This is a genomic window from Rhodococcus sp. EPR-134, from assembly GCF_001647205.1.
Lineage (GTDB): Bacteria > Actinomycetota > Actinomycetes > Mycobacteriales > Mycobacteriaceae > Rhodococcus_F > Rhodococcus_F qingshengii.
On record NZ_LVCT01000589.1, the window covers coordinates 1 to 26,168 of the forward strand.

At 60.9% G+C, this 26,168-nt stretch carries 28 protein-coding genes and 3 pseudogenes; 1 reads left to right on the top strand and 30 read right to left on the bottom strand.

Annotation, left to right across the window (positions count from 1 at the left end):
* The 5 genes from A2J01_RS25905 to A2J01_RS25925 all read right to left on the bottom strand — a co-directional run.
* A partial coding sequence (locus A2J01_RS25905) for an SDR family oxidoreductase (protein ID WP_156519411.1) occupies nucleotides 1-420 on the bottom strand: 420 nt, incomplete at its 3' end.
* A gap of 95 nt (nucleotides 421-515) precedes the next feature.
* Complete coding sequence (locus tag A2J01_RS25910) at nucleotides 516-1,850, bottom strand: MFS transporter (RefSeq protein ID WP_042447696.1); 1,335 nt, start codon at nucleotides 1,848-1,850, stop codon at nucleotides 516-518.
* Nucleotides 1,847-2,920 carry a biotin-dependent carboxyltransferase family protein gene (locus tag A2J01_RS25915; protein WP_007731701.1) on the bottom strand — a complete coding sequence of 358 codons (1,074 nt, stop codon included), beginning with the start codon at nucleotides 2,918-2,920 and terminating at the stop codon, nucleotides 1,847-1,849. The genes A2J01_RS25910 and A2J01_RS25915 overlap by 4 nt, the downstream gene beginning before the upstream one ends.
* Entirely contained in the window at nucleotides 2,913-3,620 is a 708-nt protein-coding gene (locus A2J01_RS25920) for a 5-oxoprolinase subunit B family protein (protein ID WP_231915913.1), read from the bottom strand. The genes A2J01_RS25915 and A2J01_RS25920 overlap by 8 nt, the downstream gene beginning before the upstream one ends.
* On the bottom strand, nucleotides 3,617-4,420 hold the full coding sequence (locus A2J01_RS25925) for a LamB/YcsF family protein (RefSeq protein ID WP_007731705.1): 804 nt from the start codon (nucleotides 4,418-4,420) through the stop codon (nucleotides 3,617-3,619). Before A2J01_RS25925 ends, A2J01_RS25920 begins: the two co-directional genes overlap by 4 nt.
* 191 nt (nucleotides 4,421-4,611) lie before the next feature.
* On the opposite strand from A2J01_RS25925, the gene nac reads away from it, so the two are divergent.
* Entirely contained in the window at nucleotides 4,612-5,535 is a 924-nt protein-coding gene (nac, locus tag A2J01_RS25930; protein ID WP_030535780.1) for a nitrogen assimilation transcriptional regulator NAC, read from the top strand.
* Here the strand turns inward: nac and A2J01_RS25935 are convergent.
* The 25 genes and pseudogenes from A2J01_RS25935 to A2J01_RS36580 all read right to left on the bottom strand — a co-directional run.
* A complete protein-coding gene (locus A2J01_RS25935) occupies nucleotides 5,529-6,455 on the bottom strand; it encodes a D-isomer specific 2-hydroxyacid dehydrogenase family protein (RefSeq protein ID WP_007731707.1) in 927 nt (308 codons plus the stop codon). The two genes, nac and A2J01_RS25935, sit on opposite strands and share 7 nt — an antisense overlap.
* 45 nt (nucleotides 6,456-6,500) lie before the next feature.
* Nucleotides 6,501-7,283 carry an SDR family oxidoreductase gene (locus A2J01_RS25940; protein WP_007731708.1) on the bottom strand — a complete coding sequence of 261 codons (783 nt, stop codon included), beginning with the start codon at nucleotides 7,281-7,283 and terminating at the stop codon, nucleotides 6,501-6,503.
* On the bottom strand, nucleotides 7,280-7,801 hold the full coding sequence (locus A2J01_RS25945) for a gluconokinase (RefSeq protein WP_030535782.1): 522 nt from the start codon (nucleotides 7,799-7,801) through the stop codon (nucleotides 7,280-7,282). Before A2J01_RS25945 ends, A2J01_RS25940 begins: the two co-directional genes overlap by 4 nt.
* Before the next feature lie 104 nt (nucleotides 7,802-7,905).
* Nucleotides 7,906-8,949, bottom strand: a complete 1,044-nt coding sequence (yut, locus tag A2J01_RS25950) for an urea transporter (RefSeq protein WP_030535783.1) — start codon at nucleotides 8,947-8,949, stop codon at nucleotides 7,906-7,908.
* Nucleotides 8,950-8,983: 34 nt separating this feature from the next.
* Complete coding sequence (locus A2J01_RS25955; protein ID WP_007731712.1) at nucleotides 8,984-9,931, bottom strand: urease accessory protein UreD; 948 nt, start codon at nucleotides 9,929-9,931, stop codon at nucleotides 8,984-8,986.
* Nucleotides 9,928-10,569, bottom strand: coding sequence for an urease accessory protein UreG (gene ureG, locus A2J01_RS25960; protein ID WP_007731713.1), 642 nt, complete (start codon nucleotides 10,567-10,569; stop codon nucleotides 9,928-9,930). Before ureG ends, A2J01_RS25955 begins: the two co-directional genes overlap by 4 nt.
* Nucleotides 10,570-10,579: 10 nt before the next feature.
* Nucleotides 10,580-11,293 (bottom strand): urease accessory protein UreF, encoded by a 714-nt coding sequence (locus tag A2J01_RS25965; RefSeq protein ID WP_047271507.1) that lies wholly within the window; start codon nucleotides 11,291-11,293, stop codon nucleotides 10,580-10,582.
* Entirely contained in the window at nucleotides 11,277-11,924 is a 648-nt protein-coding gene (ureE, locus tag A2J01_RS25970) for an urease accessory protein UreE (protein WP_064113893.1), read from the bottom strand. The genes A2J01_RS25965 and ureE overlap by 17 nt, the downstream gene beginning before the upstream one ends.
* 9 nt (nucleotides 11,925-11,933) lie before the next feature.
* A complete protein-coding gene (locus A2J01_RS25975) occupies nucleotides 11,934-13,652 on the bottom strand; it encodes an urease subunit alpha (protein WP_003943847.1) in 1,719 nt (572 codons plus the stop codon).
* A 35-nt stretch (nucleotides 13,653-13,687) separates the two neighbouring features.
* On the bottom strand, nucleotides 13,688-14,125 hold the full coding sequence (locus A2J01_RS25980) for an urease subunit beta (protein ID WP_003943812.1): 438 nt from the start codon (nucleotides 14,123-14,125) through the stop codon (nucleotides 13,688-13,690).
* A 29-nt stretch (nucleotides 14,126-14,154) separates the two neighbouring features.
* Nucleotides 14,155-14,457, bottom strand: coding sequence for an urease subunit gamma (locus tag A2J01_RS25985; protein WP_007731718.1), 303 nt, complete (start codon nucleotides 14,455-14,457; stop codon nucleotides 14,155-14,157).
* Nucleotides 14,458-14,508: 51 nt separating this feature from the next.
* Nucleotides 14,509-16,194: an ammonium transporter gene (gene amt / locus A2J01_RS25990; protein ID WP_007731720.1), complete on the bottom strand. Its 1,686-nt coding sequence runs from the start codon at nucleotides 16,192-16,194 to the stop codon at nucleotides 14,509-14,511.
* Nucleotides 16,195-16,704: 510 nt separating this feature from the next.
* Entirely contained in the window at nucleotides 16,705-17,760 is a 1,056-nt protein-coding gene (locus tag A2J01_RS25995; protein WP_230691743.1) for a squalene cyclase, read from the bottom strand.
* 92 nt (nucleotides 17,761-17,852) lie between these two features.
* Complete coding sequence (locus A2J01_RS26000; protein ID WP_228232375.1) at nucleotides 17,853-18,548, bottom strand: Imm52 family immunity protein; 696 nt, start codon at nucleotides 18,546-18,548, stop codon at nucleotides 17,853-17,855.
* A complete protein-coding gene (locus tag A2J01_RS36045) occupies nucleotides 18,545-18,721 on the bottom strand; it encodes a hypothetical protein (RefSeq protein WP_155277918.1) in 177 nt (58 codons plus the stop codon). Before A2J01_RS36045 ends, A2J01_RS26000 begins: the two co-directional genes overlap by 4 nt.
* Before the next feature lie 43 nt (nucleotides 18,722-18,764).
* Nucleotides 18,765-19,184, bottom strand: a complete 420-nt coding sequence (locus tag A2J01_RS26005) for a hypothetical protein (protein ID WP_030535789.1) — start codon at nucleotides 19,182-19,184, stop codon at nucleotides 18,765-18,767.
* A gap of 60 nt (nucleotides 19,185-19,244) precedes the next feature.
* Nucleotides 19,245-20,063 (bottom strand): hypothetical protein, encoded by an 819-nt coding sequence (locus tag A2J01_RS26010; protein ID WP_156519412.1) that lies wholly within the window; start codon nucleotides 20,061-20,063, stop codon nucleotides 19,245-19,247.
* Nucleotides 20,064-20,195: 132 nt separating this feature from the next.
* Entirely contained in the window at nucleotides 20,196-20,747 is a 552-nt protein-coding gene (locus tag A2J01_RS26015; protein ID WP_197941347.1) for a hypothetical protein, read from the bottom strand.
* A 207-nt stretch (nucleotides 20,748-20,954) separates the two neighbouring features.
* On the bottom strand, nucleotides 20,955-21,506 hold the full coding sequence (locus A2J01_RS26020; protein ID WP_128637879.1) for a hypothetical protein: 552 nt from the start codon (nucleotides 21,504-21,506) through the stop codon (nucleotides 20,955-20,957).
* Nucleotides 21,457-21,609 (bottom strand): annotated as a pseudogene (locus A2J01_RS37505) (HNH endonuclease signature motif containing protein); the annotation flags it as partial. The gene A2J01_RS26020 and the pseudogene A2J01_RS37505, both read right to left, overlap by 50 nt.
* Nucleotides 21,610-22,041: 432 nt before the next feature.
* Nucleotides 22,042-22,815, bottom strand: a complete 774-nt coding sequence (locus tag A2J01_RS26025; protein WP_230359416.1) for a hypothetical protein — start codon at nucleotides 22,813-22,815, stop codon at nucleotides 22,042-22,044.
* Nucleotides 22,816-22,953: 138 nt separating this feature from the next.
* Nucleotides 22,954-23,751 (bottom strand): hypothetical protein, encoded by a 798-nt coding sequence (locus tag A2J01_RS26030; protein ID WP_230359415.1) that lies wholly within the window; start codon nucleotides 23,749-23,751, stop codon nucleotides 22,954-22,956.
* 47 nt (nucleotides 23,752-23,798) lie between these two features.
* Nucleotides 23,799-24,038, bottom strand: a pseudogene (locus A2J01_RS26035) (Imm52 family immunity protein); the annotation flags it as partial.
* 331 nt (nucleotides 24,039-24,369) lie between these two features.
* Nucleotides 24,370-25,047: an SMI1/KNR4 family protein gene (locus A2J01_RS26040; RefSeq protein ID WP_047272172.1), complete on the bottom strand. Its 678-nt coding sequence runs from the start codon at nucleotides 25,045-25,047 to the stop codon at nucleotides 24,370-24,372.
* A pseudogene (locus tag A2J01_RS36580) lies at nucleotides 25,047-26,168 on the bottom strand (hypothetical protein); the annotation flags it as partial. The gene A2J01_RS26040 and the pseudogene A2J01_RS36580, both read right to left, overlap by 1 nt.

Consider the following 26,168-nt stretch of genomic DNA (forward strand, 5'->3'; position numbering starts at 1 on the left):
GTAGAAGTTGTACAGGCCGGCGATGGAGCTGATGTTGACGACATGACCTAGATCGCGCTCCACCATTCCCGGCAGCAGAATGCGGCACAGGTGCAGCACCGCACGAAGATTCACGTCCACCATCGCGTCGACCGATGCTTCTTCGGCGTCGAGAATGTTTCCGGTTGCGGACACCCCCGCGTTGTTGACGAGGATGTCGATCTCCAGTCCGCCGACAGCTTCGGCGAGCGCGGCGGTGTCGGTGATGTCCACGGGCAGAGGGATCATTCCGGTGCGATCGGCAACCTCACCGAGCTTGTCGGCATTGCGGGCGACGCCGTAGACCGTCAGTCCGCGCTTGGTGAACATCTCGGTGACGGCGGCACCCATTCCGGTGTTGGCGCCGGTGACGAGAGCTGTGCGGTAATCGGATAAAGGCATTGTGTGCTCCTACAGGAAGAAATTGGTATGACCCGGCGGCCGCCGCGGACTGCAGGCGGCCACCGGGCCGGATCAGGAGTGACTCACGCGAGAAGTCACAGAGTGTCGCGTAGCGGAACGTGGGCGCGATCGGTGATGGTGCTGACCGCGATCAGCGTGCCGACTGCGGTGATGACCGCGTAGAAGGCGGGAACGTAGATACCGAATTCGGGGATCAACCAGGTCATCAACAACGGTGCGGTACCACCGAAGAGTGCGGACGAGATGTTGTAACCCAAACCGTAGGCGGAGTAGCGAACCCGCGTGGGGAACAGTTCGACGATCAGGATGTGGATGACGGCTGTGTGCCCGGCGAAGATCACTGCCATGAGGCAAGCACCGAGAACGGCGAGGCCGACGTTGCCGGTCACGATCATGGCATAGCAGGGGATCGCTCCGATCGCCATTGCCGCAGCTGCACCGGCGATGACCTTCTTGCGACCGATCCGGTCGGAGAGAGCACCCATGAACGGAATCGCGAAGCAGATCGCGACCAGGCTGGATGCGGTAACGAGAAGCGCTGTCCCGGTCGAGAATCCGATCTGATCGCCTTTGAGGAACGTGGGCATGTACGAGAACAGAACGTAGTAGCCGGAACCATTCATCAAGGGGATGAACAGGGCGAGGATCATGGCGCGACGGTGTTCGGGAGTGGAGAATGCTTCCTTGAGCGGATTGCGCGACAAACCGCCGGATTCCTTGAGCCGCTCGAAGTTCGGGGTATCGGAGATCGCGCGGCGGATGTACCAGCCGATGATTCCCATCGGAATGGCCATGAGGAACGGGATGCGCCACGCCCACGATGCGAGTCCGCCGCCGTTGATCGCGTCGGCGTTGAGCCACGGCGACATGGCAAACGCGATCATCGTTCCGGTCAGCAGTGCGAGGAACGACGCGATCTGCGCGTAGCTCGTGATCAAGCCGCGCTTGCCTTCCGGGGCGTGTTCGGCGAGGAACGTCATGGCGCCGGCAGCTTCACCACCGACGGAGAATCCCTGCACGATCCGCAGAAAGATCAGCAGTGCCGGTGCCGCGATACCGATGGCCGCGTAGGTGGGCAGCAAGCCGATACCGGCGGTCGCCACGCTGATCAGCATGATGACGAACACCAACATCTTCTGTCGACCGATCCGGTCGCCGAGGATGCCGCAGACCACCGCGCCGAGGGGCCGAACGAAGAACGAGACCGCGTAGCCGGCGAACACCAGCATCAGCGCGTCGCTCGACTTCGATACGTCGAAGAACACGATGGCCAGTGCCGTCGCCATGAACGCGAAGACACCGTTGTCGTAGAGCTCGACGAAGATGCCGACGCAGCCCGCTGCGACGACTTTCCGGACCTTGCGCGGGTCGGCTACCTGGCCGTCTACCGCTTCGATGGTGTTGGTCATGCTGTCTCCAAAATAGACGCGCGGCGCGGAGCGCTCGCGGGGCGTGTGGTGCCGACGTGGCTCGGTACTCGGGCTTCCGAGGTGTGAAGAGGTATCCGGAGGGTGGTGAATACGTTCTCCACACGCCGCCTCAGCAAGGCGATGCGGTGCTGCTGTTCGCGGTGCTCTGCAACCGCCGTTGCGACGCTGCAGTTCCGGAATCGGACGCGGTGCCCGGGTCGGGCCTGTCCCAGCTGTGAGAGTGAAACGGTGGTGACGACTGCCAGCACCGGATAACCGGCGGTGACGCCTCTACCTCGATGCAGGACCAGAAGTTCGTTGCCAGCGGGTACTTCGACGGCGCCGATGGGGACGCCGCGCGAGAGGACCTCGCCGGTGCCGGTGCGCTGTGGGAGCGGCTGCTCATCGGTAGATGCCAGCCGAAGCCCGATGTGATTGCTCTGATCGCCCACCACGAATTCGGTGCCGAACAGCGCGGCTGCACTCTCCCCGAAGTCGTCGATGTCGGGGCCGTCGGTCACGTCGAGCGTCCACACGTTGCCGAAGGACGGTCGGTCGGGCAACAACCGGAACAGCGGTAGCCGGAAGACCGGGTGGTCGATCGGCGGGCAGTCGGTGTCGACGACCAGCGTCTCCCCCGCGGTCAAGTGACGGCCGAATCCGAGGACCTGGTCGGGAGCGCAGCTGCCCAGGAGGTAGTCGGCCGTCAGCTCTCCGTGGACGGCGACGTAGACGCGCAATCCGTCGTGGATTCCGGTGACGGCAAGCCGCTGACCGGCTCGCCAGACGATCGGTTCCCACTGCGGTTGCCGATGTCCGTCCACCGTCACCGTTGCGGGTGCACCCGTGACGGCGATCAGCAGATCCGTGGACGCCGACGCTGAAAAGTCGAGGGCCGTCAACTCCAGTAGCGGGGCCTCGCGCCTACTACCCACCAACGCGTTGGCGATCTCCGCGCTGATCTGGTCGGCTGCGCCGCCCGTCGCCTGACCGAACTGTGACGCCGATCCACGCCCCAAATCCTGGACGGAGCTGATTCCGGGAGTCAGGACGGTGACGGTCTCAGCCATGGGGATCACCCCATACGGGCAGGAGCGAGCGTCCGTCGAAGTCGTCCCAGCGATCGGCGTCGATCGCACGGAAGACGAACAGATCGCCCGGGCGGTAGGCAGAAATCTGCTCCGACGCCGGATCGACCAAGATGAGCGGGGTCCGGCCGATCACTGCCCAACCGCCGGGCGCAGGCCTGGCCGAAACGACTGCCTGACGTCCGGCCACCGCAACGGAACCGGCCGCGACGTGCGGTCGCGGGCTCGATCGGCGCGGGATGGGAAGGCCGAACGCCGGGCCGTCGAGCATCGGGGCGCCGCCGGGTGAGCCGTAGCAACGCATGACCAACGGGGCTGCGGAGTGAAGGCGCACCACTTCGGCTTCGGTGACGCCGAGAAACCGCGCTGTATCACCCAGGTCCGGGCCGTGTTCGCCCCCGTAGACGACGGGGATCTCGAACGTCCTAGGTTCACCTTCCAGCGGTCGGGGGATAGTCGTTGCTTCGCGAACCAGGCCGCGGACGGCGTCGTGGTCGGTGAGGAGGTTGTCGAACTCGACCAGCAGGGCGTCGTATGTCGGGATGACGCTGACGATGCCGTCGGCACCGAGATTGAAACGTGCAGCGATCGATCGAACGGTGTTCCAGTTCTGCTCGGCGGTCCCGCCGCTGACACTGACGCGAACGGCGGCGTCACCGCAGTCGGCGACGTAGGTCTTCACGCGGAACACCCGACATCACGGGCCCGCCGTGACGCCACGACCCGGGTCAGCGGCGCAATGGTGACACCGGCGGCCTCGAGCGCGGCGCGAATCGCCTTCGCGTTCGCGACGGCACCGGGGTTGTCACCGTGCACGAGGACCGTATCGGCGACAACCGGGATCAACGTGCCGTCCACAGCTTCGACGACTTCCTCGACCACCATCCGAACGGTCCGCTCGACCAGAACGTCGACGTCGTGAATCACCGCTCCCGGCTCGCTGCGGGGCACGAGAGTTCCGTCGGAGTTGTATGCGCGATCCGCGATTCCGACGATGCCGACGCTCAATCCGCGGGCAGTCGCCTCGTCGGCCAACGCCCCGTCCTGGGCGAGCACGATCAACGACGGATCGAAGGCCGCGACCGCATCGACGACGGCGCGCGCGTAATCCTGGCGTACGGCAACAAGATTCCCGAGCTTGCCGTGGGGAGCGATGTGCGACAACGACGTTCCGCTCGCGACCGCAAAGGCGTGAAGGGCGCCGAGTTGGAACAGCACGTCGGTTCGGACCTCGTTCTCACTGAGATCCATCGCGCGACGTCCGAATCCGGCGAGGTCCGGAAAACTCGGATGCGCGCCGATGCCGATACCGCGCGATACGCACCCCCGCACGGTCGCATCCATGGTTCGTGGATCGCCTGCATGGAATCCGCAAGCGATGTTGGCCGAAGTCAGCGTGTCGAGCAGAGCATCGTCGGCGCCCATGGTCCACGTGCCGAAACCTTCGCCGAGATCGGCGACAAGATCGATGCTGGTTGCCATTTCGGTCCTTCCGGTTCGTTTACTTGTTCGTACGGGCGCCGTTGCCCGTGGTTGGTCCGACTGTCGAAGTTCTGTGTGTCGACTTCGGTGTTTCTGGGACGCTACTCAGGAACGCCAAAGGGTTGTTAATACCGTTTCGCGTTGGGGTGATCGGAATTCGATATGTCCGTTGAGCTGGTAGTTTGCACAGCATGGACACGAGAAGGCTCTACTCGTTCGTACGAATTGTCGATGCCGGCAGCATCACCCGAGCCGCCGACATCCTGCACATCGCACAACCCGCCCTGAGCCAACAGATGACGTCGCTGGAAACGCAGTTCGGTCAGCAACTTCTGATCCGCAGCAAACAGGGTGTCGAGCCGACCGATGCGGGGCACGCACTCTATCGGCATGCTCAGGTGATTCTGCGTCAGGTGGAGAGTGCCCAGGCCGAGGTGTCCGTGGTCGGACGGGCGCTGGCGGGTGGCGTCTCGGTCGGCCTCGCCCCGTACAGCACCGCGACGGCAATCGCCTTGCCGCTCTTGGCCCGTGTGCGCGAGCAGCACCCGAATATCTTGTTGCACATCAACGAGAACTTCGGTGGCGTGCTCAGCGAAGCGATGATGACCGGTCGCATGGATCTGGCGTTGTTGTACGACGCCGGCCCGATCAAGGGTGTGACGTTCGAACGCTTGCTCACCGAGGAGCTGGTGGTGGTTGCCCCGTTCGGTACCGGACTGGCAGGCGAATCGGGATCCGACATCTCCCTGCCCGAGATCGCCGAACTGCCACTATTGCTTCCGGGTCGGATGCACACCATCCGCAAGGTGGTGGAGCAGGCTTTCGACCGTGCAGAGCAGCAACCGAACGTCGTGGCCGAAGTGGAATCGGTGATGACGCTGTCCGAGGCCGTACGCACCGGATTGGGCGCGACGGTTCTGCCGTGGTCGGTGGCCCGCAGGGTCATGGACGTCGAAGCGCTCGAGCTACGACGCATCGAGCCGGGCATCGAAGTGCATGTCTCCCTTGGCACCCCGGCCAATCAGCCCCTCTCCAAACCGGCCGAGGCGGTGCGCGATGTTCTGCGCACCGTCGTTGCCGATTACGTGAAGGGAACCAACGCGAGCGGTCAGTAGCCCGCCGACGGATCGATCACGGCGGCGAGGTCCTCACCTGCGGCGAATCGGGCGACGTTGGCTGCAACGTGATCTGCCAGGACGCGGGTGAGCGTCGTAGCCGGGTTGGCGACGTGTGGAGTGATGATCGCGTTGGGCAGCTTCCACAACCGATGCCCGTCCGGCAACGGCTCGGGATCGGTGACGTCCAGTGCCGCCCCGCCGATCGAACCGGCTTCCAGTGCGTCGACCAATGCGTCCGTGTCGACGAGGGTGCCACGCGCGATGTTCACGATCCAGCTCGACTCCGACATCTGGTCCAGTTCGGCCTTGCCGACCAGATGCCGCGTCGCGGATGTCGACGGTGCTGCGATCACGAAGTGATCTGCCTTGGACCAGATTTCGCCGGTGCGGTCGGCCGAGAGCGTTTCGGAAGCACCCTCGACAGGGGTCCCGGAGCGGGTGATCGCGATGACCTTGACTTTGGACGCGGCGAGGTACGGGATCAACGCACGGCCGATTCCGCCGCAACCGATGATCGCCACTGTCGAGCCCTGCAAAGTGCCCACCCGCGGGTCGAACTCTTCCTTGCGCCACGACTGCGCCGCCAATTGTTCGGGGAGAGAACGAACTCCGGCGAGGAGAAGCATCATCGTATGTTCGGCAACATTGCCCGCGTACGCTCCGGCAGCAGACGTCCAGACCCGCTTGTCGTCGATCACCCCGGCGTCGAACCAGGGCTCGATGCCGGCGAACGGCAACTGCACCCAGCGAACCGAATCGGGTAGCGACGACGGGAACGTCTCCGGCCCGTGTACCCACACGACGCCCTCGGCGTCTGCCAGTGGAACGAGAACTCCACCGGCTCGGCGTATTCCGTCGGCGACGTGAGGATCCTCGACGGGACCGAGGTGGATACGAGGGGCGCTGGCGTCTGTCATGTGGGTGCTTTCTGTTCGAGTAGCGGACGATCTAACAGCGGACAATCAGACGACGGCCGTCATTCCGCCGTCGACGTAGAGGATCTGACCGTTGACGAAATCCGAAGCCGGGGAGGCCAAGAACAGTAGCGACCCGATCAGCTCCTCCGTACGGCCCCAACGTCCGGCGGGTGTCCGCTTGGCGAGCCACGCGGTGAACTCCGGATCGTTGACCAGCGCAGAGGTCAGTTCGGTGTCGAAGTATCCCGGTGCGATCGCGTTGATCTGCAAACCGAAGGGTGCCCAGTCGGCGCACATCCCGCGGGTGAGCATCTTGAGCCCGCCCTTGCTGGCTGCGTACGGTGCGATTCCCGCTCGGCCGAGTTCGCTCTGCACCGAGCAGATGTTGACGATCTTCCCGTGTCCGCGCTCGACCATGCCGCGGGCGAATTCACGTCCGACGTAGAACGCACTGGTCAGGTTGGTGTCCATGACACGCCGGAAGTCGTCGTCGCCGAACTCGAGAAGCGGGGCGCGGTGCTGCACGCCGGTGTTGTTGACAACGATCTCGACCGGGCCGACCTCCGCCTCGATGCGTGTCGCCGCATCCCGGACGGCGGCCGAATCGGTGACGTCGAACGCGTATGCGTGCACCGTTGCGCCGGTCGCGTCGGCGATGCGTCGACGCTCGGCTTCGAGCACGTCGGAATTTCGGCTGTTGAGCACCACCACCGCACCCGCCTCGGCGAGACCAGTCGCGAGGGCCGAGCCGATGCCTCGGCTCGAACCCGTCACCAGCGCGACCTTCCCGGAAATGTCGAACGGGCCGGGGCTTGCGGTGCTACTCACGCTGTGACGCTCCTCTGAGATGTATGGATGTAGTCGACTGCCTCGCCCACCAGTGTGCTCGGTTCGGAGACGACATTCAGCGTGATGCCGCGCTCGTCGTCTGTAAGCGGTTCGAGAGCCTCGAACTGGGAGATGAGCAGACTCTCCGGCATGAAGTGCCCGGCGCGGAAACGCATACGTGCGGAGATAGTCTCGAAATCACCGGCCAGGTGGACGAACTGCACGTCGAGACCGTCCGGGCGCAACCGGCCCCGATAGTCCTTTCGCAGAGCCGAACAGGCAACGACGCCTGTTCGTCCCGCATCGGCACGCTCGGAAAGCCAGGCCGCGATCGCGTCGAGCCACGGCACACGGTCTTCGTCGGTCAACGGTGTCCCCGAACGCATTTTGGCGACATTGGACTCGGGGTGCAGATCGTCACCGTCGACGAAGTCTGCCCCGAGAGACGTGGCGAGACCCACTGCCACGGTGCTTTTTCCAGCACCGGCCACACCCATCACAACTACCTGCACGGTCATGCTTCGACCATGCCCGACTACCGAAGGCCAGACAATACTCGAGTGATACCGGTTCGCGAGGGTGCCATAGCGGAACGATCTAGGAACTTCTGCCCGTTCGAGCCCTATCCGTTCGCCTTCGCGATCGAATCCTTGCCCTCGGCCGCTCCACCCTCGATGGTGTCGTGTTGGATGGGAACGAACTTCTTCTTCGGCAGCAGGAACAGCCACGTCGCGAAGACGAACGGGCCCGTTCCGGCCGGCAGGCTGATCGGAGCAAAGGCAGACACCAGCGTGCCGTGGATGACAACAGTCACCAGTACTCCGAAGACGGTGTAGACGAACACACGCCACGACGGGTTGTAGAACACCGATCCGAGAGCAATTGCCGTCAGCACCGAACTGAGCCCGTAGAGACCATTGCCGATGTCGACGGTGTTTGCGCCCAGCGCCAGTACCGAACCCATCGCTATCGCGGAACCGATGAGCGCGAACAACGCCGCCCAACGCGACGCGACCAGCAGCGCGATCACGAAGATAATGCCGGTGACGGTGTTGTTGATCAGAAAGATCTGGGAGACGTTGCGGAACAGCGTGTCCCACAGGAAGCTGAAAGTAATTTCGGCATGAACTGACGCGTCCCCGATGTGCTGGGGAAACTGGCCCGCGCTGAGGTCTGACGTTTCGATCCGCAGGAACTGGAACGCCGCGAGGAGGAAGAACCAGTTGACGAGGTTGAACGGAAAGGTCAGCGCCGGTACGCCCCACGTCTTGAAGACATTGGCAACGGCCAGGAACGCGATCGTCGACGCGGCAGCTCCCACCACGAGGTAGATCCACAGCATCACACCGCCGGCAAGGAACGTCGGAAAGGCAGCTCCCACAAGAACTCCGTTGTATCCGTACAGGCCGATACGCATCGAATCGTCGTCGGAGTGCAGCATCATGCCGGTGACGGTGGATACCACCAGACCCACCACGGCACCAATTGCGACGGTGATCGTGTCCGCGGCTATCGCTCCCCAGAAGATACCGACCAGAAACAGCAGGCCCGTCAGCGCATTGCCCTGGAACATCACCTGCCCGGAGCCTTTGAGATTGGTGTCGATGAATCTGAGCACGACGTTCTTGTCCGCGACGTCGTCCCAGGGTTTGGTGATGGTGGTCATCGCACGTCCCTCGATCCTTCTCCGACGATCCGCGTCATCCCCACAGCGGGACGGGCGGAATGGTGGTGTCCAGAACTGCCTTTCGCACCAGAGCCCAGAAATCACGAACCTTCGCCTTGACGGGTTCGCTCTCCGGACCGAGGACTTTGAAGATGAGACCGGCGTCGTTCGGTAGCCGACTCGCTCCGGAAACGACCTTGCCGTCACGGCCCGGAACTACCTCTTCGAGAATCGCGTCGGCGTGCTCCTTCGGTGTCAGCAGGATGACATTGCCGAACACGTCGTGGTCGCCCATGATTCCGCCGTATCGCACGGGGAAGCGTGCCGGTTCGATCACCAATTTCTCGGTGAAGAGGTTCTTCCCGTCCGGACGCTCCGCCTTGATCATTGTGGAGTACAGGTCGTAGACGAACATCTCTCCGCCGTCGTGGTACTTGCGACCCGACATCACGATCTCCGAGAACAACAGCGTTGCAGTCGGATCCACCGTGATGTCGGTGCGCGCGTAGTACCTCGCGTTGCGGTGTGGGATCGTCACCCCGGGCATCAGTTCGAGATACGAATTCTCCGCGAGCACCACTTTCTGGAGTTGCGACGCGTGATTGGCATCCATCCGGTGAACCTTGGTGGCCGACTGAGTGGTCACGTGCGCGAGGGAACCCGGTTCCATCTCGATGGTCAGGAACAGTCGATCGCCTTGCAACACACTGCCGGACGTCGAGATCATGTAGACGCACGGCATGGTCGGCAACGCTTCGTCCCAGTACAGCGCCTGCTGAACGAGCAGCGGTGTCTTGCGGTACATGTCCCGCAGAATCGTCTTGTCGCCACGGTCGACAAATCGCATCTCGAGAACGCCGGTCTTCCCGACCTTGCCGGCCGGGGCCTGCTTCGGCTGGTCCTGGTACTGGTCGAGTTCCGGGATGGTCGGGATCGGCCCCGGGAGCGACCGCGATGCTCCCGGGACGGACGTTGCGCTCACGGTGCGCTCGCTCCCACTTCCTCTTCGTCGAAGAGGACTCCGTGCACGATGAGGTCCACCACTTCCTTGATGCCTTCCCCGGTCATGCAATTGGTGAAGACGAACGGCTTGTCGCCGCGCATCCCCTTGGAGTCGCGATCCATGACTCCGAGATCGGCGTTGACGTACGGTGCGAGATCGGTCTTGTTGATGACCAGGATGTCGGACTGCGAGATTCCCGGACCGTTCTTGCGCGGAATCTTGTCGCCTGCGGCCACATCGATGACATAGATGAAGAAGTCGACGAGAGCCGGACTGAACGTCAGTGTGAGGTTGTCGCCGCCACTTTCGATGAACACCACGTCGGTGTCGGGGAACGTCTTCTCCATGTCCTCGACCGCCGCGAGATTCATACTCGGGTCTTCGCGGACGGCGGTGTGGGGGCAGGCTCCCGTCTCTACGCCGACGATACGTTCCTCCACGAGAACACCTTTGAGAGCCTTGCGCACATGCTTGGCATCTTCGGTGGTGACCACGTCGTTGGTGATGATCAGAACGCTGGTGCCCCGCTTGATGAACTCCGGTGTGATCGCCTCGATGAGCGCGGTCTTACCCGAACCCACGGGTCCGCCGATTCCGATGCGCGTTGTCTTCTTCATCGTTCTCCTTCTAGTTCATGAACATTCGGACGTGCGCCTTGACGTGCACCGCAGCCAGAATGTCGATCATCGGGGCGAAATTGGACATGTCGTCGAGTCCGTAGTCACGCACTGCGGCGTACTCACGGCCGGCGCTCTGATTGACCTCGAACAGAATCTCTTGCGTCGTGAGGTGATCGACTCGGACGATACGAAGGGCAGCGCCGAGCAACGTCATCGCGACACCGTACTGATTGACCGTGAAAGCGTCCTCTTCCGGAGAACCCATCTCCGCGAAAGCAATTCCGAGGCCGACGGGGTAGGTACCCGGCGTCTCCCCCGATGCGATCGCGGCCAACCACTTGTTGAACAGGGTCTCACCGGCCAAGCGCCCGCCGAGTTCGGCCAACTTCTTACCCATGCGGGTACTCATCGTGCGTGCTTCTTCGTTGAGTTTGCGTTCGATCACTGCATGATCAGCGGCGAGGATCGCCGAGAAATCACCGGCTGCCGCACCCCGGTGCGCCGCGAGTACGGCGATACCGTCGCACGTCGCGCCCTGATGGGCGGCCGAGAGCACAAACTCCCGCAGCGACGGACCACCCGTGACAATTCCCTGCGCCACGGCCGATTCCAAACCGTTGGAGAACGAGAAGGAACCGACCGGGAACATGGAATCGGAAAACTGCATCATCCGCATCGCGCGGTTGATGCTGAGCCCGGATCCCTCAGACGAGAGGGTCATGGGTATGCCCCTCGCCCTCACGCGCGGCCGCACCGAACAAACGGCGTGCCTCGTGTGGAGCGATGTAGGGAATTACCTCGGCGCCCGGGATGAAGGTGTACTCGATGCCCTCGAAAGCATGTGTCCGCATCACCGAGCCCATGACCGCCTTGTCGACCGTCAACGGAACGTAGACCTTCATTCCCTTCACCACCGCAGGCCAGTGCTGGTTACCCACGGCATGTCCCAACTCCAAGCACGCCTGAATCATCTTCTCGGGCGTCACCTCGACCAGTGCGCTCAGGTCGATCTCCAACACGTCCTTGAGGTTGATCCTCGCCACGACGACGGTGTTCGCCTGCTCGTCCCACAGCAGAATGTCGCCGTCCTGCAACTGAATACCCCGATCGAGCGAGACGGCCAATTCACGGCCACCGATCGTGGTGCGTCGTAACCGACTCTTCTGCGCTTCCCACTGATCGAGCGACAAGACGTCGACTACCGCATTGTCGAGTCGACCGGCCCACTCCTCGTCGGTCTCCTTCCCGAGCAGCGCGTCGACTCGCGTCGGCTTTCCGCTCGGCGCGGTCATCTCGCCGTGCGTGTGTGGCGTCGCATCGGCGCCGTGCGTGTGTGTGATTGTTCCCGACACTGGAGACCCCTAACTGAAGAAGTAAAGTTGGTTCAAGCGAATGGATTCGGCAGGTTCGACGTATGCGTGGACGCCGTCCGCAGTCACCGCGAAGGTCTCCGGGTCCACCTTGATTTCCGGAGTGGCCGAGTTGCGAACCAGATCACGCTTGGTGACTGTTCTGGTCCCCTCGACAGCAACAACCTGACGTTCGAGACCGAGCCGGTCCTTGATGCCGTCGTCGAGTGCCGCTCGCGAGACGAACGAGACCGAACTCTGCGGCAACGCCTTGCCGAATCCACCGAACATCGGCCGGTAGATCACCGGTTGTGGTGTCGGGAGTGAAGCATTCGGATCTCCCATGGCATGCCAACTGATCAGACCGTTCTTGATGATCGTCTTCGGCTTCGCACCGAAAAATGCGGGCTCCCAGAGAACAAGATCCGCCATCTTCCCGACACCGATCGACCCGACCACATGCGAAAGACCAAACGTCAACGCGGGATTGATCGTGACCTTCGCGACGTAGCGCAACACGCGGAAGTTGTCGTGCGTCGGTGAATCCTCGGGCAGCTTTCCGCGGGACCGCTTCATGCAGTCCGCTGTTTGGATCGCGCGTAGCCAGTTTTCTCCAACCCGGCCCATCGCCTGTGAGTCACTCGAGAACATCGAGATGACGCCCATGTCCTGCAGTACGTTCTCGGCACCGATCGTCTCGGCGCGAACGCGGGACTCGGCAAACGAAACATCCGAGGGCACTTTGGGATTGAGGTTGTGACAGACCATGATCATGTCGAAGAGCTCGGCCTGAGTGTTGATGCCGTACGGCAACGTCGGATTGGTCGACGCCGGAAGTACGTTGTCCTCGCCCGTCACCCGCAGAATGTCGGGTGCGTGACCACCACCCGCACCCTCGCTGTGATAGGTGTGAATGGTACGGCCTTCGAAGGCCGCGATGGTGTCCTCGACGTATCCGGCCTCATTGAGGGTATCCGTGTGAATGGCGACCTGAACGTCCATTTCGTCTGCCACCCGAAGAGACTCACGAATTGTGGCCGGTGTCGCGCCCCAGTCCTCGTGGACCTTCAGACCGGCCGCACCGGCCTTGATCTGTTCGACCAGCGACTGATGCCCGGACGAGTTCCCCTTGCCCAACATGCAGACGTTGACCGGCAAACCCTCGTTGGCCTTGAGCATCATCTCCATGTTCCAGATACCGGAAGTGATGGTGGTGCCGTTGGTTCCGTCGGTCGGGCCGATGCCGCCACCGATCAGCGTCGTCACTCCCCCACTGAGCGCGTGGTACGCCTGCTGTGGTGACACGAGGTGCACGTGCGGATCGATGCCGGCTGCAGTGAGGATCATCTGCTCACCGGAAATCGCGTCGGTCGCCGGACCGGTGGTCAGCCCCGGGGTGACGCCTTCCATCGTGCTGGAGTTTCCCGCCTTGCCCCAGCCGACGATCTTGCCGTCTTTGATTCCCACGTCTGCCTTGACGACGCCGATGGTTGCATCGACGATGACCACGTTGGTGATCACGAGGTCGAGGGCACCGTCGATGCTGCACGACTCCGGATCCTGGCCCATGCCGTCGCGCAGCGTCTTGCCGCCGCCGTAGATCGACTCGTCGCCGATCGTTCGAAGATCTTCCTCGACCTCGATGTACAGGTCGGTATTACCCAGCCTGATCTGGTCACCCGTGGTGACCCCGAACAGACCCGAATACTCTTGTCTCGAAATGCTTGTCATGGGTGTTGCTCTCCTTCGTCCGCCGTGAACGAGAATCAGTCGGTTTGAGGTTCGGACAGGAAGCCGAGTTCTTCGGCACGCTGGACGGCTCCGGGGAGCCTCGGCCGGTAGGCGGCGTGGGTCGGCGCCCAACCGTCGACAAGTCCGTTGAAGCCTTGCACTCGTTGCTTGCCGCCGAACGGCACCAACGTCACTTCCTTCTCGTCGCCCGGCTCGAACCTGACCGCCGTGCCCGCGGGAATGTCGAGGCGCCAGCCGAAGGACTGTTCACGATCGAAGGACAACGCGCGATTGACTTCCATGAAGTGGTAGTGCGAACCCACCTGGATGGGACGGTCACCGGTGTTTCGGACTCGCAACTTCAAACGTGGACGGCCCTCGTTGAGTTCGATCGGCTCGTCCCGCAACACGTATCCGCCGACCGGTACTTTCTTCTCGCCGCCGGAATCCTTCTTCGTCGATTTGCTTGCCATCTTGGAGTGCTCCTGACATCTCGGTCGGGCTACTGGATCGGAGAGTGCACGGTGACGAGCCGGCTACCGTCGAGGAACACCGCCTCGACCTGCACACGTGGAATCATCTCCGCCACACCGTCCATCACGTCGTCGACCGTCAAGGCGTGCGATGCGTCGGCCATGACCTCCTCGAGAGTCTTGCCCTCCCGAGCTCCCTCCAGGGCGGCTGCAGTGATAACTGCGACGGACTCCGGGTGATTGAGTTTGAGCCCCTTTGCCTTTCGCCTCAGTGCGACATCCGCCAACATGAGGATTGTCAGCTTGTCGAGTTCTCGCGGTGTCAGATGCATTCTGAACGCTCCTTGTCGATCATGCGGTAACTCCCTGTCGTCGAATACATGTCAGCTCCCCTGTTCCGTCGCTTCGGTGAGAGGTTCGGCCGCTTGCTGGACGAAACCGCTCCTCCTGCCGCCCGAGTACTCGTTGATCGCGTCCAGAACCGCCTGTGCATGTTCCGAGGCGACCAGCACCTCGACACGCAACCGCTCGGTGAACACGACGTCGTTGCGTTGTCCGCGGAACTTGAGCGAGGCCGAGTCACTCGCGGAGACATGCGCTTCCGATACGACTATCGACTCCGCTCCGGCGGCCAGCAGCGCCTCCCGTAGCTTCTCAGACTCGATGGTCTGCAATACCGCGGTGATGAGTTCGTGCTTCGGGGCGCCGAGGTTCGGAACAAGTTTTGCCCCCTCGACCAGGACCCCCGAGTCGAACCCGCTGGTCTGCGGCGCACCACCCGCGTCCACGAATGCGGCGTTGTAGCGGTATGCGTCCATGCCTTGCTGACGACGGTCGATGTCCACCTGGTCTTTCGGGGCCAGCTTGAGACCGATGGTCTTCTCGATGCCCGTGGCGATCAGCCAGGTCACCACGAACGAGAAAGCGATGACGACGATCAACGCCAGCGCCTGCTCGCCGAGTAGTCCTGCCCCGCCGCCGAAGAAGAGTCCGTCGCGGCCGATCGAATTGATGGCTTTTTCGCCGAACAAACCGAGAAGGAGTGAACCGAGGATGCCGCCGATGAAGTGGACCGCGATGACGTCGAGCGCGTCGTCGAACTTGAAGATCGACTTGAGCGCGAGCGCGAAGTGGCAGACCAGTCCGGCAAGCGCGCCGATCGCCAACGCGGAGAAGGTGCTGACGAAGCCGGCGCAAGGGGTGACGGTCGCGAGACCGGCTACCGCGCCGGTGATTCCGCCGATCGCCGTGGCCTTGCCCTCGGTGTACCTTTCGATGACGAGCCAGACGACCATACCGCCCGCTGCGGCGATGTGAGTGTTCATCAAGGCTTGTGCCGCAACACCATCGGCGGCCAATCCGTCGCCTGCGTTGAATCCGAACCAGCCGAACCACAGGATGCCTGCGCCGATCAACGCCAGAGGCACCGAGTGCGGGACTGCCTCGGCGTTGGGCCATCCCGGACGTTTACCGACCACCAGCAAGATTGCCAGGGCGGCGGCGCCGGCGGATGCGTGGACGACAATTCCGCCGGCCCAGTCCTGAGCTCCGCGGAGCGCCAACCAGCCTTCGGGATTGAAGAGCCAGTGCGCAATCGGGGGGTAGACGATGATCGACCACAGCACGAGCAGAACGGCCCAGCCCAAGGGCTTGAGCCGGTTTGCGGTCGCACCGGTGATCAGCGCGGGCGTGATGATCGCGAACATCATCTGATAGACCACGAACGCCAGAGTCGGTACCGCGACTGCACCTTCGATCAGGTGGAAGCCCGGGGCGGCGGCTGTGTGTATGTCCTGCAAGCCGAACAATTTGAGGTCACCGAGGAAGCCGGAACCCCAGTCTCCACTGAACGCGAAGCTGTATCCGAACACGACCCAGGTAATCGAGACGAGTCCGAGTGGGACGAGGTTCTGCTGCAACATGACGAGCGCACTGCTACCACGCACCAGACCGGCGTAGAAGAAGGCGAGTCCGGGAACCATGAAGAGAACCAGACCCGCGGAGATCAGCACCCACGCCGTGTCCCCACTGTCTATCACTGCTTCGGCTAACACCATTTCCATCGACATCGACGACCTCCGAGCATTATTCGGACCTGAACAAAGTCATTGGTTAGAGCAGCAATTCGCGATGTTCCGGTTCGCTGCGACAGTTACGCTACGCCCCATAGTTGCACCTTCTCAGCAAAATCGGGGGAACATCCGGTTTTCACGTTTAGTAGAGCATTGTTCTGGGAAAAGATGGGACTTTGCCTAAACATTGCGGACGCTCCACAACCTGCAATTGCGAGACTAAATCTCGCCGAAAGTGGTTTAAGTCCTGCAAAATGGGGAACGTAGCCGCAGGTGAGCGCCACTTTCGGAGCAGAAATGCCGTTTCCAGCTCGGGACTTAGCTCCCTAACCAAGACAATCGCGAGCACCTTATGCGATTACCAACGTCGGTGACCCGCCTATCCAATCGGGTAGGTAATTTCACCGAACATCTTCTCACCTGTTCAGATGATTAACCTTCACCGCACTGAGGGCAATCCTGTCGTTAATATGTTCTTAATCCGTACTGGATATTTCGACTGGAAGATCAAAGATCACCTTTCGATAACCTTTGAAGGTGAAATGACTTTCGCTGTAACTCTTTTGTTATGCAGAACCCTAGAGGGGAGGATTGATCCCACCAGGCGAGCACTCGGATGCCGGACAAAGTCAGCCACTTCGACGGCTCCCCCGCCTTTGTGTCGACCTCGAACCACACCCGCCCCGGTTGGCGACCGGCCTGGAGCCACGTCCCATCCGAGGCTCGAGCGGCCCGGATCATCTCGATCGCGTCCGCCATTCGCGGATCAGGCTCATTTCCATCCGACAACGACGCTTCGCGGAAGTAGTCGGCTGCGTTGAGCACGTTGTAACGCCACCGGAACGGGTACGCGAACCGGCCGATCCAGTCCCCCACCGGTTCCCCGGTCGAGAGTCTCCGGAACAGACCGCGCTGCAGCAAGAATTCCTCACCGGATCGTCGAGCCGCGCGCGTCTCAATTGTTCCCCCGGTCGCGATCTCGTACGCGAGAAGCCCTTTGAGTGAATTGAGGGTCGAATGGAACGACGATCGGGTCGAACCTTCGATCCACTCGCAGTTCCAACCACCATCCGGAAGTTGATGCCGCACAAACCAATCAGCCAGTTCATCAACGCGCATGTCGAGCCACACACCGTTTGCCACCGTCCAGGCGTTGATGCAGCAATCGACCTCACCGTCCCAGTACGGCCGGCCCTCGTACTCCCAGCGACAGTTCTCCGCGAGCAGTTCTGCGGTACGACGCTCCCGCAGAACACTGGCGTCGAGGCCCCACTCACGCAAGGAGTTGAGCGTCCAAGTAGTTGCTGTCCAGGGTTGCGAACCTTCTTCTGCTGCTTCGGGTCCCACGAAGTCGAATTCTGCCGGGAAGAACGCCCCACCCGCCCATTGGCCGTCTCGATCCTGCAATGAAAGCAGGCGTGCACCAAATCCTTTGGTAGCGATCGACGCGCGCGTCGCCGCCCACACAGTGGGCGCTTCGTTCAGCAGGTCGCGCTCCACCTGCCACCGAATCGCCGGATCCGAATCGAGGAGCCACGCGAGCAAGTCGGCTCGGGGTGCCATCTGGCAATACTATCGAAAGGCGAAGCAGGCCATCCGGTTAACACATTTCTCGACGTCTGATGCAATGGTGAACTCCGGACCCGTTGCGTGGCCTACACCGGATAACCCAACGCCGCCCGCACCGCCACGATGTCGGCGGCAGCGACCTGCATAGGCTTGTCCCCCAACCGAATCAACGTGCCAGTGGGCAGTTCCTCTACCACCGCAGATTGGGGCAGCGCGCTGCGATCGAACGTAACTCCTGAATGGAAGTATGTTTCCCATCCCACCTCGACCTCAGCTTTCGACCGCTTCTGAAGATCTATGTAGTCGCCGATGCTCCACCGAGCTCGATCCGGTTTCCAATGCTTGACGATAACTTTCATGATCGCGTCTCCGATGTCAGGGCCGAGCAGCTGCCGGGTGCTGTCGGTGAGCTGCGTCTCCGTCGGCAACGACACCCGGACACTGTTGGGGGCGCTGGTTTCTAAGCCGCCGACCCCGGCGATAATCCGCCGCGCGGTCCCGTCCTCGGGCGACAAACCGATGCTGTACCCCGGTCCGGGGGTGTCCGAATACCCCATCTCCTTCGAGCGGGAATGCTCGAAGATTTTCACCAACCCGTCCACACTGAGATCCGCGGGGCCTTTGTCCAGTTTTTTGGTGTACACCCACGGCAACGCCAACTCCGGGTCGATCTCTTCCAGATCGTCGAGGAAGGCCCGCATCGTCTGCGCCACTTCCTGACTCGACTGCACCCGCGTGCCCCAATATCCGATCACGGTCGGCCATCGCCCGACTATGCTCATCGCCCCGTCCTTTCCAATCCGACCTGATCTCCATAGCCCGACACTGCGCGCACTGCCACGATGTCGGCGGCATGGACGTGCATAGGCTTGTCTCCCAACCGGATCAAAGTGTCAGTGGGTAGTTCCTCGATCACGGCGGCTTGGGGGAGCGCGCTGCGCTCAAGGCATGCCATGACATAGTTTCACCACGGCAAAGCATATGTAGGGCAAGTTGGTTCAGCCGAGCCATTCGGAGATGGTGGCGTTGTCGATGCCGCCACCGAAAGAGTGGAACACCAACAACGCTTGCCCCGACATCACCAGGCGGCCGTCCTCGGTGAGGCCGATATCGAGCATCCCCGCTTGCCCATGCACCTGACACCACACGAAGTCGGGAACCCGCAACAACCCCGACGCCGGGTCCGTATCGAGGTCCGCCGGATGAAGGGACACTTCACCGAAGACGTTGTCCTCGAACGCTTCCGCGGTCTCACGGTCCACCAACACCAGCGGGCCGGCACCGATCAGTCCGTCGGTAGGTTGCCGGGTCAACACGAAGTGCGCCCTCTCCACGGTCGGCGGCGAGGTTGCGGTATCGACAACTGTGCGATCCCCGACAAACCCTGGCTGTTCCGGGACGACGACCCAGTGGTCCATTGATTTCTCCTCTTGAAGTGTTGTGGTCGAAGTAAATTCGAGATTCTTGTACTCACATGGCTAGCCGTTGCCCAGGTCTTCGAGAACGTCGGCGAACACCGCCGGTAGCGCGCAGTGCTCACGTACCGTGGCACGTCGATGCTCGTCGAGCCACCGCAGTGTCCTCTCTCGATCACCGGCAGCAGCGACCTCACGAAACTGTTCCCAGAACATGACAAGTGGACCTGCCGGGTCGGCAGCCCGGCCGCGGAAGTATTCAATCGCGTTGTCGATAACCTCGAGCGGTGAACCGGTGTCAGTGATCACACGCAGCCCCGCCAAGATTGTCCAGCGTGCTGGACCCGACTGATTGCGCTCAAGGTACTGCTTCTTACGGAGTGGGGTGAGTGCCTCCATCGATCGTGCGTCGAACAGGTCGGATGCTGGCCCCTCAGCCCACCAGATCACTAGCTCGGCAGCGGAGACGGTATCAAAGATATCAATCTGGCGGCCATGGTAGTCGTGTCCGCTATGCCTGCTGTCGTAGTGGTCCTGCCACTCAGTGAGTGTTCCGGGATCGAGGGGTTCGATGAGTGGTAGGTGAGTAATCGTCAGTTTCTCACGGTTGGGAATCGGATCGATCCCGACGGTGTCGAAAAACCATCGCACCGGAGTGTGCAGCAGCTTGGCTCGCAACCCGCTCCCGATGATCGTCCAGTTCGGCCCGAGCTTCTTAACCGCCGCTCCCAACACCTTCTCCCACGCAGCGCCTCTCCCCTTTTTCGGAGTCAGGTCTGCGATCGCATCTATCGCCATCTCCCGCAACTGATCCCGGTCCATTCCCAGGGACTCCAGGACCTCAGTGACCGATTTCGGCGACTTAGGCTTGTCATCGCTCATGTGCATGCTTGCCATAAAGGACCATTCGTATTATTTGGTAGACGAAAAGGAGCGACTGTGCGCACCGCCAGCGGTTCTCCGACGCGGCGCGCGATCCATCCGATTCCACTCCCTCACGCCTACTTCCCTCGGCTACGAGTCCTCAGTACGGAAAATCACATCGGCAAACGCAGAATCCCGAAGCCCGTATGCATCCTCTACAGAACGACGTCGTTCTTCGTCCAGCCACTGCAATGTCGCTAGTCGGTCTCTGTTTTCCGCGACCGCGCGAAATTCTCGCCAGAAACTTTGGACGTGGCCACCGACGTCACGGCGAGCCAACTCCCAGAGGACGCTGTCGATGACCTCGATTGGCGAACCGGTGTCAGCTATCACCCGCAGTCCAGCCGAAATCATCCAATCCCGGCAAGGCTCTTCCTTGCGGTCGGCATAAGCCTGCTCGGCTGCAGCTACCGAGTCGGGGAAGCGGCGCTGCAGCAAAGAACTTGGTGGACGGACCCACCAGCGCACGATCTCCGCAGCACCGCGGGTATCGAAGATGTCCATCTGAATATTCGGTGGTTCAGAATCTGTGGGACCAGGTTGATATGAACTCTGTCGAAAGGTGATAGTGCCCGGCGTGAATTCTCTCATCAGGGGCGCATGACTGAAGGTCAGCTCTTCCCGATTCGGTTTGGGATCCAAACCCAATGGAATTGAACCACCATCGCACTGGTAGATGGATCAACTCCGCCTGAGTGCCAGATCGTGCCACAACCCACTCTGGGCCAAGGTTGCTCGCCGCAGACTTCAACACCCGCTCCCATGCAGAACCGCGCCCCTTCCTCGGGGTCGACATGGCCAAGCCATCGATTCCCTCGAGGATGGAAGCCAACTTCGCTCTCCGGTGTATCAAACGATCGAGCGCTGCCAGTGGCTTTCTCCAGGTAAATCACGATAACGCAGCAAGAAGTCGGAAATGTTCCGCCCCACGATAGGCCAGTCCTCACGTCCGTCGAGAGTTGAAGCTAACAGAACATTGAAGTCGTTTTTTCTTGTGTCGAATACAATGAAATCTGGCTCGACCACCATTGTGCCGATTATTATGTCACTCTTCAAGAAGCGCCCATCCTCGTCATCCCAGAATTCCAGCTCGCGTTCCGTAACTTCTCGAGCTTTAGGCGGAGAAAGGAGTGTTATTCCGTCCTTTCCTAAGCCCCTATCGTGGTGAAGTCTGCATTCTCTCGCGCTTCTCCATAAATCGAAGAGATCTCTCGGCAGGGTATCTAGGTTCCAATACTGAGACACCTCTTCAGCCTCTGCCGGCGGGTCGTATGTGTTGTAGACGTCGAATGATCGGCCTGGATGCGTCGGGACTAGGACCCGCTGGATGTCGGGATAGGACTCCAGCGCATCAGTTATAGATATCGGCATAAAATTCCCACCATCGAGTGAAGAGTGCATGTATAGAAGTGGGCAGGGGAACTAGATTCCAGAATTCATTCGTACCTCCGTACTTTCGGGGAAGTATGTGATGCACCTCCCAGCGCCTTCGACCGCGCCGGAATCTCCCACATCGACTGGATCGCCGAAGGGTTCGACGCCATAGACAAAGGCCGCAGCCGGCCGCCCGCCTTCGAAAACGGTATGGTCTCCGCTGACCGCCTCACTACCGACCCACGAATCATCCGCACAATTAGCCCCGGCCTACCTGGCAGTCCGGACATCATCCCTCAGTATCAAGCACTATCTGCGAGGGTTCCGGAATCGCGGGATCCGGGCGTGCAGGTTCATTCACGGACGGAACAGAGGGTTGATCATGCTCGGCAGGTGGAACGGTACCGTCGATGGCGGGTATGCCGCGCGGTGGCACTCCACCCGGAGCGTCGATCAGCTGGTGCGTAGCCGGATCGGGATCGCGGCGCGGTAATTGCGGGCAGGCTGGTCGGTCCGCGCCATCCCTACCTGCAGGCAGCCCCGAGTGCGCCCAACGTAGGGCTCACAGCCGTCTGAAACCTTTGGGTAGAGGAATCTCCGGTCGTTCGGTCGGCAGTCCTGCTGCTGCGCGGATGCTTCGGATGTCCTCGACGGTTAACGGCGTGGACAGATTCTTCTGGATGACGATTGTGCCGTCATGGTAGGGAAATGCCTCCACGCTGGGCGGGAGCTGCGTTTCCTTGATCGGCAACTCAGGACCGAAGTAGGTGCAACTGCCCACGATTGCGTCACCCGGTACGTTGCGCTGAGGCGATGATTCGGTTCGGCGGTAGAGCACGGTGACACGCGAGTCCCAGATGTCGGCTAGTCCCTGTACGAGCTTCAATGCCAGCGAAATCAGTGATTCGTCGGCAAAGGCACATGCGAATGCGCCGGACCCTGAGGTGCCCCCGAAACTGACAACGACTTTGACGTCTCCAGCGGGTGAATACAGGGTCATATGTCGTCCCAATGAGAGGGGATACATACCGCCGGTGGCATCGGGGGATCGTCTGCGCTCGATCAATGCGGCTTCGATCGATTTTTCCGTCGGAGGTACAAGGATCTGACGGAGATTCGACGCCAAGGCCTGCTCGACTCCGGCGCCGTCGGGGAGTGCATCGCCTACTGTTTGGTACAAGTCGACGTCGAAGACAGGATCGATGTCGCGAAGCAATCGTAGCGAACGTGCAACGAGCGCGGCCGTGACGGCCTCGCTTTCAGGCGAACCCTTTCGTGGAATGACCTTCACTGTCAAGCCCGCCGTAGGATTGCGGCGCAGTGATGACGTAGGCACTTTCACTCCCCTCCAAATACGATGATGTTGATGTTCTCCATCCCGATGACCTCGTCGAACGCATCCTCCATTATCTGAGCAGCTTGTTCTTAAGAACACCATCACCTGCGGACGTGAGCTTGGCCGTAACTTCTGGTGTCACAGCCGACGCGAGCCTTTCGGTAGGCGAACCTCCGGTCGTTCGGCCGGCAGGCCGACTGCTGCGCGGATGCTTCGGATATCGTCGGCAACCAACGGGGCGCGTGGATCACGCTGGATGACGATCGTTCCTTTCTTGTACGGAAAAGCTTCGACAGTGGGTGGGATCTGCGTTTCGTTGATCGGCATCTCAGGGCCGAAGTAGGTGCAACTGCCCACCGTTGCGTCGCCGGGCACGTTGTACTGAGGTGTGAGTTCCGCATCCCGGTAGAGCACGGCTGTGTGAGCGTCCCAGATATCGGCCATGCCCTGGACGAGTTTCAATGACAGTGAGATCAGAGATTCATCGGCGAAGCCCCCTGGGTACGGCCAGATGAACGTGCAAAGTAAGGAACCTGCTCCCGCCGTACCCCCGAATCCGATGAGAATTTCGATGTTTCCGTTGTCGATGAACAACCTGAGTTGATGCCCGAAGGAGAGTGGGTAAATCCCGCCTGCGGCATCAGGAGACTTTCTGCTCTCGATCATTGCGGCCTCGAGGGAGTTCTCTGCCTGAAGCGTGAGGATCCGTCCACCATTCGATGCAAGCGCCTGCTCGACCGTAACGCCGTCGGGAAGGCCATTCCTCACGGAGCGATACATGTCGACGTCAAAGACTGGGTCAAGCTCTCGAAGGAACTGCTGCGACCGCGCTGCCAGCACTGCGGTGACCGATTCGGCTTCCGGCGGCCCCTTTCGCGCCATGACTTTCAAGGTCAATCCGGACGCCGGATCGCGACGTAAAGATGAAGCAGACAACGTCACTCCTGCTCGAAGACGATCGACCAATTGGACAGGCTCTGGCGCTACACCGGGTAACCCAACGCCGCCCGCACCGCCACGATGTCGGCGGCAGCGACCTCCATTGGCTTGTCCCCCAACCGAATCAACGTGCCAGTGGGCAGCTCCTCTACCACCGCAGATTGGGGGAGTTTGCTGCGATCGAACGTAACTCCTGAATGGAAGTATGTTTCCCATCCCACCTCCACCTCACCTTTCGACCGATTCTGAAGGTGCCGGTAGTCGCCGATGCTCCACCGAGCCCGAACTGCCCACGATCGCGTCGCCGGGTACCTTGCGCTGAGGCGATGATTCGGTCCGGTGGTAGAGCACGGTGACGCGAGAGTCCCAGATATCGGCCAGCCCCTGTACGACCCTGAACGCCAGCGCAATCAGCCATTCGTCGGCAATGGTGCAGGAAAACGAGTCGATGCGTGAGGTACCCCCCGAAACCGATCATGACCTCGAGATCCCTTTTGGTCAGACAAATTGATCATCTGCTCTTGGGAGACTGGATCCCAGGCACGTGCCACGTGGGGCAAGACCGCACACAAATTTCTTAGACTGTCTCCAGTCTGGATATCCAAGGCGCAGGCTCTAGGCACCGAGTCCGACGTTGGTCCAGATATCAAGGTAAGTGGAGTAATCGACCAATTCAGGGGGTTCCGTCGATGACCACACAACACCCCTTGTCGATTCCTCACCAAAGTACAAGCAAAGATAACCGCCGCCGCCCGATCTGAATGTCGCGATGCAACGAGCCGGATCTGGGTACTCTTCAGGGGACAGCCCGTACAGAATAGACCATTCAAAGCTGTCAATTCGAAACATATCTTCAAGAGGCAGTGGCCCGACAGTCTTACCGGCAATATAGTACCAACCGTTGTGCAAATTTGAATAGAAATTCTTTAGACTGGGGGGAAATTTATTCCAATACCCTGGAAGTTCATCACCATCCACTACCGGTGGCGTACCCAAATAGTAGAGATCGGTCCCGTCTGCCATTTTAATTTTATATAGAAGAAAAAACCTATTTTCAGACCTGAGCAACCGAACATCAGATAGATTCTCTTTAATGTTTCTGTAAGTGTCGCCCAATATCGGTCGCCCAAATACATCCCATTGGTCCAATATCCCCGAAATTCGAGCTGCAAGGTCACCATTTAGCGCATCCAACCAATAATTCGGAAGCGCCGTACGTTCAAGTGGTGTCAAGTCGTCAATCTCCACAAGCACGGGCGAGTCGATATACCGCGAAATCTTGACCAGATCCACTACTGACCTCCATTCAATATACTAGATATCATTTGACGAATTTCCTCAGTAAGATGAGTTTCGATTTCGATCATAGCATCCCGGAATTCAGGGGAAACCGGGATTCCGCCCTTCACATAGCCCCACCAGTCTGCCCAACTCTTGGCGCCCTTTGACGTATTCGCAGTCGGGCTCAAACCCAGGAAGTTATCGACGTAGTTCAATACTTGAATTTGCTGCTCGAAGGTCAACTGCGTAAAGCCAGGCATGTCGAATATGACCCTCATCGGTACGGTGTGATCCGCCTCGAGGACGTCGGGCAATGTGAGCCCGGGAAGAACCGGGTCCGGTCCGCCACCTTCGTGATCGAGGTTAACTATGTCGCGGATCACATTTGTCGGCGTTTTTCGACGCAGCGACGCATACAATTGAGCTAAGTCAGCGGCCGTCAGCGGGTTGCCTTCGGAATCCAAGCGAGAATCCTCGGGTGCAGCCTCACCCGAATCAGATGACTGCTGCGGAGGTGATTCTGGACTTGTCTCGGCACCATCGGTGAGTGAATCTACGACTTCTTGCACCGCGTGAATGAAGTTCGACGCTAGTACCCGCTCGACGGATGAACGTTCGGTGGGATCTGGGCGGACCGTCGGATCGGCGATCGTGCTCGGGTCGGGATCAAAGGGGTCGAACTCCGGGGGTCCGGGCTGGGTCGGCGCACCGGGAGTCTCGGGATCGACCGGAATGTGGCCTGGGTTGACCGGATCGACGGCCGGTTGCTCGCCAGGTTCGGGAGCCGAAGGTTGTTCGGGGTCAACTAATCCAGGTGCGGTGGTGCCGGGGTCTACTGGTGGTTCGAAACCCGGATCCGACGGTGTTGCCGGATCGCCTGAATCCGGCTCGCTGGAGGGATCTTGCGGCTGGGTCGGATCGTGATCACCAGGCAGACGCGGTACAGGCCGCGGCGTGGGCCTCCGAGGCGGCGGCTTCGCGGCAGGTCCGGCCGGCCCGGGCTGGGCGTGGCCGGGAGTGTCCTGCTCATGCGCTGGGGGCAGCTTCACGAACGGAGAAAGGACAGTGCGAAGAAGTGCCTGATCCTGCGGAGAAAGCAGGGCCATAGCCTTCACGAGCACTTCGGCGAGATC

Excerpts from the sequence above, each read along its gene's own strand:
- A2J01_RS25910 (WP_042447696.1), bottom strand. The coding sequence starts at position 1,850 with ATGACCAACACCATCGAAGCGGTAGACGGCCAGGTAGCCGACCCGCGC.
- A2J01_RS25915 (WP_007731701.1), bottom strand. The coding sequence starts at position 2,920 with ATGGCTGAGACCGTCACCGTCCTGACTCCCGGAATCAGCTCCGTCCAG.
- A2J01_RS25925 (WP_007731705.1), bottom strand. The coding sequence starts at position 4,420 with ATGGCAACCAGCATCGATCTTGTCGCCGATCTCGGCGAAGGTTTCGGC.
- nac (WP_030535780.1), top strand. The coding sequence starts at position 4,612 with ATGGACACGAGAAGGCTCTACTCGTTCGTACGAATTGTCGATGCCGGC.
- A2J01_RS25935 (WP_007731707.1), bottom strand. The coding sequence starts at position 6,455 with ATGACAGACGCCAGCGCCCCTCGTATCCACCTCGGTCCCGTCGAGGAT.
- A2J01_RS25945 (WP_030535782.1), bottom strand. The coding sequence starts at position 7,801 with ATGACCGTGCAGGTAGTTGTGATGGGTGTGGCCGGTGCTGGAAAAAGC.
- yut (WP_030535783.1), bottom strand. The coding sequence starts at position 8,949 with ATGACCACCATCACCAAACCCTGGGACGACGTCGCGGACAAGAACGTC.
- ureG (WP_007731713.1), bottom strand. The coding sequence starts at position 10,569 with ATGAAGAAGACAACGCGCATCGGAATCGGCGGACCCGTGGGTTCGGGT.
- A2J01_RS25965 (WP_047271507.1), bottom strand. The coding sequence starts at position 11,293 with ATGACCCTCTCGTCTGAGGGATCCGGGCTCAGCATCAACCGCGCGATG.
- A2J01_RS25975 (WP_003943847.1), bottom strand. The coding sequence starts at position 13,652 with ATGACAAGCATTTCGAGACAAGAGTATTCGGGTCTGTTCGGGGTCACC.
- A2J01_RS25980 (WP_003943812.1), bottom strand. The coding sequence starts at position 14,125 with ATGGCAAGCAAATCGACGAAGAAGGATTCCGGCGGCGAGAAGAAAGTA.
- A2J01_RS25985 (WP_007731718.1), bottom strand. The coding sequence starts at position 14,457 with ATGCATCTGACACCGCGAGAACTCGACAAGCTGACAATCCTCATGTTG.
- amt (WP_007731720.1), bottom strand. The coding sequence starts at position 16,194 with ATGTCGATGGAAATGGTGTTAGCCGAAGCAGTGATAGACAGTGGGGAC.
- A2J01_RS25995 (WP_230691743.1), bottom strand. The coding sequence starts at position 17,760 with ATGGCACCCCGAGCCGACTTGCTCGCGTGGCTCCTCGATTCGGATCCG.
- A2J01_RS26000 (WP_228232375.1), bottom strand. The coding sequence starts at position 18,548 with ATGAGCATAGTCGGGCGATGGCCGACCGTGATCGGATATTGGGGCACG.
- A2J01_RS36045 (WP_155277918.1), bottom strand. The coding sequence starts at position 18,721 with ATGGCATGCCTTGAGCGCAGCGCGCTCCCCCAAGCCGCCGTGATCGAG.
- A2J01_RS26005 (WP_030535789.1), bottom strand. The coding sequence starts at position 19,184 with ATGGACCACTGGGTCGTCGTCCCGGAACAGCCAGGGTTTGTCGGGGAT.
- A2J01_RS26010 (WP_156519412.1), bottom strand. The coding sequence starts at position 20,063 with ATGAGCGATGACAAGCCTAAGTCGCCGAAATCGGTCACTGAGGTCCTG.
- A2J01_RS26020 (WP_128637879.1), bottom strand. The coding sequence starts at position 21,506 with ATGCACTCTTCACTCGATGGTGGGAATTTTATGCCGATATCTATAACT.